The following is a 5,485-nucleotide window of genomic DNA, read 5'->3' as shown; positions in this document are numbered from 1 at the left end:
ATCGCTCGCCCGCTGTCCGCACTGACCGGCACGCCCTACCTGCCCGACGCCCTGGTCCGCCGGCGGGCGACCGCGACCCAGGGCGGGAAGTCCGGTTCGGGGCGCCGCCGCAACGTCGCCGGCGCCTTCGAGGTCCCGCCGGCGCGGGCGAAGCAGGTGGCCGGCATGCGTATCCTGCTGATCGACGACGTGCTCACCACCGGGGCCACCGCCGAGGGCTGTGCGCGGGCGCTGAAGGCCGCCGGCGCGGCCCGCGTCGACCTGGCGGTCGTCGCCAGGGTGCGCGACGCGGCCGGACTCACCATATGAAGCTTCGCAGGAATATGCTTCGTTAGAGCCCCATGACCCAGGTGACCATCTACACAAAGCCCTACTGTCCCTACTGCGTTCGCGCCGTGGACCTTCTGGAAAGCAAGGGCGTCGAATTCACAGAGATCGAGGCCGCCTTCGATCCCGACAAGCGTCAGGAGATGATCCGGCGGGCCGGCGGTCGCGCGACGTTCCCGCAGATCTTCATCGGAGATCGGCACATCGGCGGCTGCGACGACATGATGGCCCTGGAACGCGCCGGCAAGTTGGACCCGCTGCTCGCGGCATAGGGCGCGCGGCGCTATGCTGGCCGGCATGAAAGTCGGCCTCATCCAGACCCGCACCCCGGCGACGCACGCCGCTGCGCTTGCCCACGTCCTGCCGCTGGTGCGGGAAGCCGCGGCGGGGGGTGCGCGGCTGATCGTGACGCCGGAGGGGACCAACATCCTCCAGAAGGACCGCGAACAGCTGCTGCCGCAGCTCACGCGGCTCGAAGACGACCCGGTCGTGAACGCCCTGCGCGACGCGGCCCGCGAGCTGTCCGTCTGGATCGACATCGGCTCCGCCCTGGTCCTCCGGGAGGACGGGAAGGCCGCCAACCGCCAGGTCCTGGTCCGCCCCGACGGCTCGATCGCCGCGACCTACGACAAGCTGCACATGTTCGACGTCGACCTGCCCACCGGCGAGACCGCGCGCGAATCCGCCACCTACGAGCCCGGCGACCGGGCCGTGACCGCCGACGTCGACGGGCTGCGGCTGGGCCTCACCATCTGCTACGATCTGCGCTTTCCGGCGCTCTACCGCGCCCTGGCGACGGCCGGCGCGCAGGTGATGACCATCCCCGCCGCCTTCACGCGGCCCACCGGCGAGGCCCATTGGGAGGTGCTGATGCGGGCCCGCGCGATCGAGACGGGCAGCTACATCCTGGCCCCGGCCCAGGGCGGCCGGCACGAGGACCAGCGCGGCACCTGGGGCCACTCGCTGGTGGTCGAGCCCTGGGGCGCGGTGGTCGCCCACCTTGACCACGACGAGCCGGGCGTGCTTCTGGCCGACCTCGACCTGGCGGCGTCGGCGAAGGCCCGCGCCGCCATCCCAGCGCTCGCCAACGCGCGTTCCTTCACCGGCCCCTAGACCCGATCCAATGATCCGCTACGCTCTCACCTGCGACCACGACCACGCCTTCGAGGGCTGGTTCGCCTCATCGGCCGATTACGACGACCAGCGGGGCCGCGGTCTGGTCGAGTGCCCCCTGTGCGCCTCCAGGCACGTGAGCAAGCAGATCATGGCTCCGGCCGTCGCCGGCACCAAGCGCACGGCCCGCGCCAACCCGGCCCCCGCCCAGATGCAGGCGATGATGATGGAGGCCGCCGGCCGCATCCGCGCCCATGTGGAAGAGAACTTCGACGACGTTGGCGACGCCTTCGCCACCGAGGCGCGCGCCATCCACGAGGGCAAGGCCGAGGATCGCGGCATCTACGGCCAGGCCACGCCCCGGGAAATCCGCGACCTGGTCGAGGACGGTGTCCCCGTGGCCCCCCTGCCGCCCGAGCCGGTGAAGCCTTCCGAGCTCAACTGACGCCGACTTGCCCCGCGCCCGTTCGCGCGGCAATCTCCAGTCGCGTCAGGGTGGGGACCTTCGGACATGAATATCCCAGGTTGGGTGGCCGGGCTGGTGCTGGCCGTGGGCCTCGCTGCGCCTGCGGCCGCAGCGCCGCTCGAGGCCTACGGCGGGCTGCCCTCCATCGAGTCGATCGAGATATCGCCGGACGGCTCCAAGCTCGCGATCGCCATGTCGACGGGTGAGCAGCGGATGCTGGGCATCAAGCCCCTGCCTGCGGGCCCGATGCAGACCTACGCGGTCGGCGCCGCGAAGGTCCGGCGCCTCGACTGGTTCGGCTCCGATCGCGTCATCGTCACCACGTCGACGACAAGCTGGGTCCCCGGCCTGATCGGTCCGCGGCGGGAGTGGCTGCTGGGGTTCGACCTCGACCTCGCCAGGCACAAAGCTACGCCGTTGCTCAGCGGCTCCCCCGGCCGTGGCCAGATTGTGCAACGGCGGGCCTCGGAGAGGGTGACCGGCTCGATGAACGTGCTGGCCGGGCCGCCCGAGGTGCACGTGATCGGCGGGATGCCGACCCTGTTCCTAAGAGGCATCACCTTTCCCGCTGACACGGGTGTGCTGACCATCCTCAAGGTCGACATGAATACCCGCAGGACGGAGATCGCCGAGCTCGGCGTCATCGACACGGACGACTTCGTCCTCGGCCAGGACGGGGTTCCGCTGGCCCGGTCGGACTATGACGACAAGACGGGCAAGTGGGTGCTGCGGCTGCGCCGCGACAAGACTGGCTGGAAGGTCAACCGCACGTTGGAGGCGAAGACGGAGCCGCCGTTCCTGGCGGGGCTAGGCCGCGACGGCCGCTCGGTAATCGTGGGCGAGATGGCCGAGACCGGGTTCGAGGTGCGCGAGGTCGCCTTCGACGGGACCTGGGGCGATCCGTTGGAACTCAGCGACGTTGACGCCATGATCCACGACCCGCTGACGCATCGCCTGATCGGCTACTACGCCCTGGCTGGCGACGAGGATCGCTACACTTTCTTCGATCCGGCCGACCAGAAGACCTGGAACGCCGTGCGAGCCGCATTTCCCGGCGATCGCGTACAGCTTGAGTCCTGGTCGCAGGACCGAAAGAAGATCGTGGTGCTGGTGGACTCGCCAACCGAGGGCCCCGCGTACGCCTTGGTGGACCTGGCGACCAAGCGGACGGACTGGCTGTTCGCGCGCTATAAGAGTCTGACGGCCAAGGACATCTCGCCGGTGCGGCCGATCCGGTTCAAGGCGAACGACGGGACGGAACTCAGCGGCTACCTGACCACACCCTACGGCGCGCCGGCCAAGAACCTACCCCTCGTGGTCTTTCCGCACGGCGGCCCCGCCTCCCGGGACGCCCGGGCTTCGACTGGTGGGCCCAGGCGATGGCCAGCCGCGGCTATGCGGTGCTCCAGGTGAACTTCCGTGGGTCCGATGGCTACGGGTGGCCCTTCCTCTCCGCGGGCTTCGGCGAGTGGGGCGGCAAGATGCAGACCGACCTCTCGGACGGGGTCCGCTACCTGGCGGCTGAGGGGATCGTCGACCCCAAGCGTGTGTGTATCGTGGGGGCCAGCTACGGCGGCTACGCGGCGCTGGCGGGCGCGGCGATCGACACCGGCGTCTACCGCTGCGCGGCCTCCTATGGTGGTGTCTCGGACCTGAAGCGGATGGTCGCCTGGTCGAAGGCGCGAAGCCACGAGTCCTTCCGCTACTGGATCCGCTTCATGGGCGCGGACAGTGGCAGGGACCAGATCCTGACCGAACGCTCCCCGTCGGCTCTCGGCGATAGAGTGAATATCCCCGTGTTGCTGATCCACGGCCGCGACGATTCCGTCGTGCCGCTGGAGCAGAGCCGGGGGATGTCGGAGGCGCTCGAGAAGGCCGGCAAGCCGGTCGAACTCCTCGTGCTCAAGGGGGAAGACCACTGGCTATCCCGCGGCGAGACCCGCACCGAGATGCTGAGCTCGATCGTCGCCTTCCTGGAGAAGCACAACCCGCCGAATTGAGCTAAGCGGGGGCCGATGCTGAAGCCGCTTCGCCGCCTTGCCCGCCGCCTCATGGAGCGGACCGGGCTGATCGGGCCGTATTACCGCTGGCTGGAGCGCCGGCAGGCGCGGGCGCTCGGCGACGAGGCGGTCGACGACGGGCGGCCGATGCCGCCGGCGGAACTGGTGGTGCTGGTCAGCGGGCCATCGCGGGCGTGGTTCTCCGAGCGGGGCCGCAGCGACGCCGCGGCATTCCGGGCGCTGGCCGCGCGGCATGGTGCGGATGTCGACGCCGGGCTGGACGTGCTCGACTTCGGCTGCGGCGCGGGGCGGATCGCTCGGTGGCTGGCGGCCGACGTGATTGCCGCGGGGGGCGCGTTCCACGGTTCCGACCTCAATCCCCGGCTGGCGACATGGTGCGCGGCGAACCTGCCGGGAACCTATCGCGCGAACCGCCTGCAGCCGCCGCTGGCGAATGCGGCGGGCAGCCTGGATCTCGTCTATGCCCACTCGGTGCTGACCCACCTCACCGAGGCCACGGCGCGCGCCTGGCTGGGAGAGATCGCACGGGTGCTGCGGCCCGGCGGCCTGGCCCTGCTCACCTTCCACGATGAGGCCTATGCGACCGCGTGGGCGCCCGGCGACATCGCTCGGCGTCTGCCCGGCGAGGGCTACGTGGTCTGGAACAACGCCCTGGAGGGCTCCAACTACATCTCCGCCTGGACCACGCACGCGCGGCTCGCCGAGCTGTCCGCGCCCTGGTTCGAGGTCGAGGAGATCGTTCCGGGACGGAACGACGAGCCAGCCCAGGCGATTGCGGTGCTGCGGGCGCGAACCTAGGCCAGTCGTTCACCGTCTCCCGAGGGCTTGTGTGGCGCAATTGCCACACTACATCGGGATGGTCCGGCGGTTTGCGCTTGCTCAAGGCGACGGCCGGCCATCCGCCTCAATGGGGACCGCATGAACATCGACATCTACTCCGACCGCGCCAAGCAGGCGATCCAGTCGGCCCAGAGCCTGGCGCTGGCGCGCCGCCACCAGCAACTCACGCCCGAGCACATCCTGAAGGTGCTGCTCGAGGAGAAGGACGGTCTGGCCGACGCGCTGATCCAGAGCGCCGGCGGCCGGCCCGCCGAGATGGACGCCGCCGTCGAGGCCGCGCTGAACCGACGCCCCAAGGTCGAGGGCGGCTCCGGCCAGCTCTACATGACGCCGGAGACAGCCCGCGTGTTCGCCGAGGCCGAGGCGGGCGCCAAGGCCGCCGGCGACGCCTTCGTCACCACCGAGCGCCTGCTGATCGCCATCGCCAAGGAAGGCGGCGAGGCGGCCAAGCTCCTGAAGGACAGCGGTGCCACGCCCAAGGGGCTGGAGGACGCCGCAAACGCCATCCGCAAGGGCAAGACCGCCGACAGCGCCTCGGCCGAGGAGCGTTACGACGCGCTGAAACGCTACGCCCGCGACCTCACCCAGGCGGCCCGCGACGGCAAGCTGGACCCGGTGATCGGCCGCGACGAGGAGATCCGCCGCACCATCCAGGTGCTGAGCCGCCGCACCAAGAACAACCCGGTGCTGATCGGCGAGCCGGGCGTCGGCAAGACCG

At 70.4% G+C, this 5,485-nt stretch carries 8 protein-coding genes; all 8 read left to right on the top strand.

Annotated features, from left to right (window positions below):
• The coding region (locus QZV94_RS22640) for a ComF family protein (protein ID WP_293682346.1) at window positions 1–309 on the top strand (309 nt) is incomplete at its 5' end.
• 32 nt (window positions 310–341) lie between these two features.
• On the top strand, window positions 342–599 hold the full coding sequence (grxC, locus tag QZV94_RS22635; protein WP_293682343.1) for a glutaredoxin 3: 258 nt from the start codon (window positions 342–344) through the stop codon (window positions 597–599).
• A gap of 25 nt (window positions 600–624) precedes the next feature.
• A complete protein-coding gene (locus tag QZV94_RS22630; RefSeq protein ID WP_293682340.1) occupies window positions 625–1,440 on the top strand; it encodes a carbon-nitrogen hydrolase family protein in 816 nt (271 codons plus the stop codon).
• Between the two features lie 10 nt (window positions 1,441–1,450).
• Complete coding sequence (locus tag QZV94_RS22625) at window positions 1,451–1,885, top strand: DUF1178 family protein (protein WP_293682337.1); 435 nt, start codon at window positions 1,451–1,453, stop codon at window positions 1,883–1,885.
• 66 nt (window positions 1,886–1,951) lie between these two features.
• The gene (locus tag QZV94_RS22620) at window positions 1,952–3,319 is read left to right on the top strand and encodes a hypothetical protein (RefSeq protein ID WP_293682334.1); all 1,368 of its coding nucleotides are present in this window, start codon (window positions 1,952–1,954) and stop codon (window positions 3,317–3,319) included.
• On the top strand, window positions 3,286–3,906 hold the full coding sequence (locus tag QZV94_RS22615) for a prolyl oligopeptidase family serine peptidase (RefSeq protein ID WP_293682331.1): 621 nt from the start codon (window positions 3,286–3,288) through the stop codon (window positions 3,904–3,906). The genes QZV94_RS22620 and QZV94_RS22615 overlap by 34 nt, the downstream gene beginning before the upstream one ends.
• A gap of 15 nt (window positions 3,907–3,921) precedes the next feature.
• A complete protein-coding gene (locus QZV94_RS22610; RefSeq protein ID WP_293682328.1) occupies window positions 3,922–4,725 on the top strand; it encodes a class I SAM-dependent methyltransferase in 804 nt (267 codons plus the stop codon).
• A gap of 120 nt (window positions 4,726–4,845) precedes the next feature.
• On the top strand, window positions 4,846–5,485 hold a 640-nt coding region (locus QZV94_RS22605), incomplete at its 3' end, for a Clp protease N-terminal domain-containing protein (RefSeq protein ID WP_293682325.1).

Source organism: uncultured Phenylobacterium sp., from assembly GCF_902826855.1.
GTDB lineage: Bacteria > Pseudomonadota > Alphaproteobacteria > Caulobacterales > Caulobacteraceae > Phenylobacterium.
This window is presented reverse-complemented; position numbering and strand designations above follow the sequence as displayed.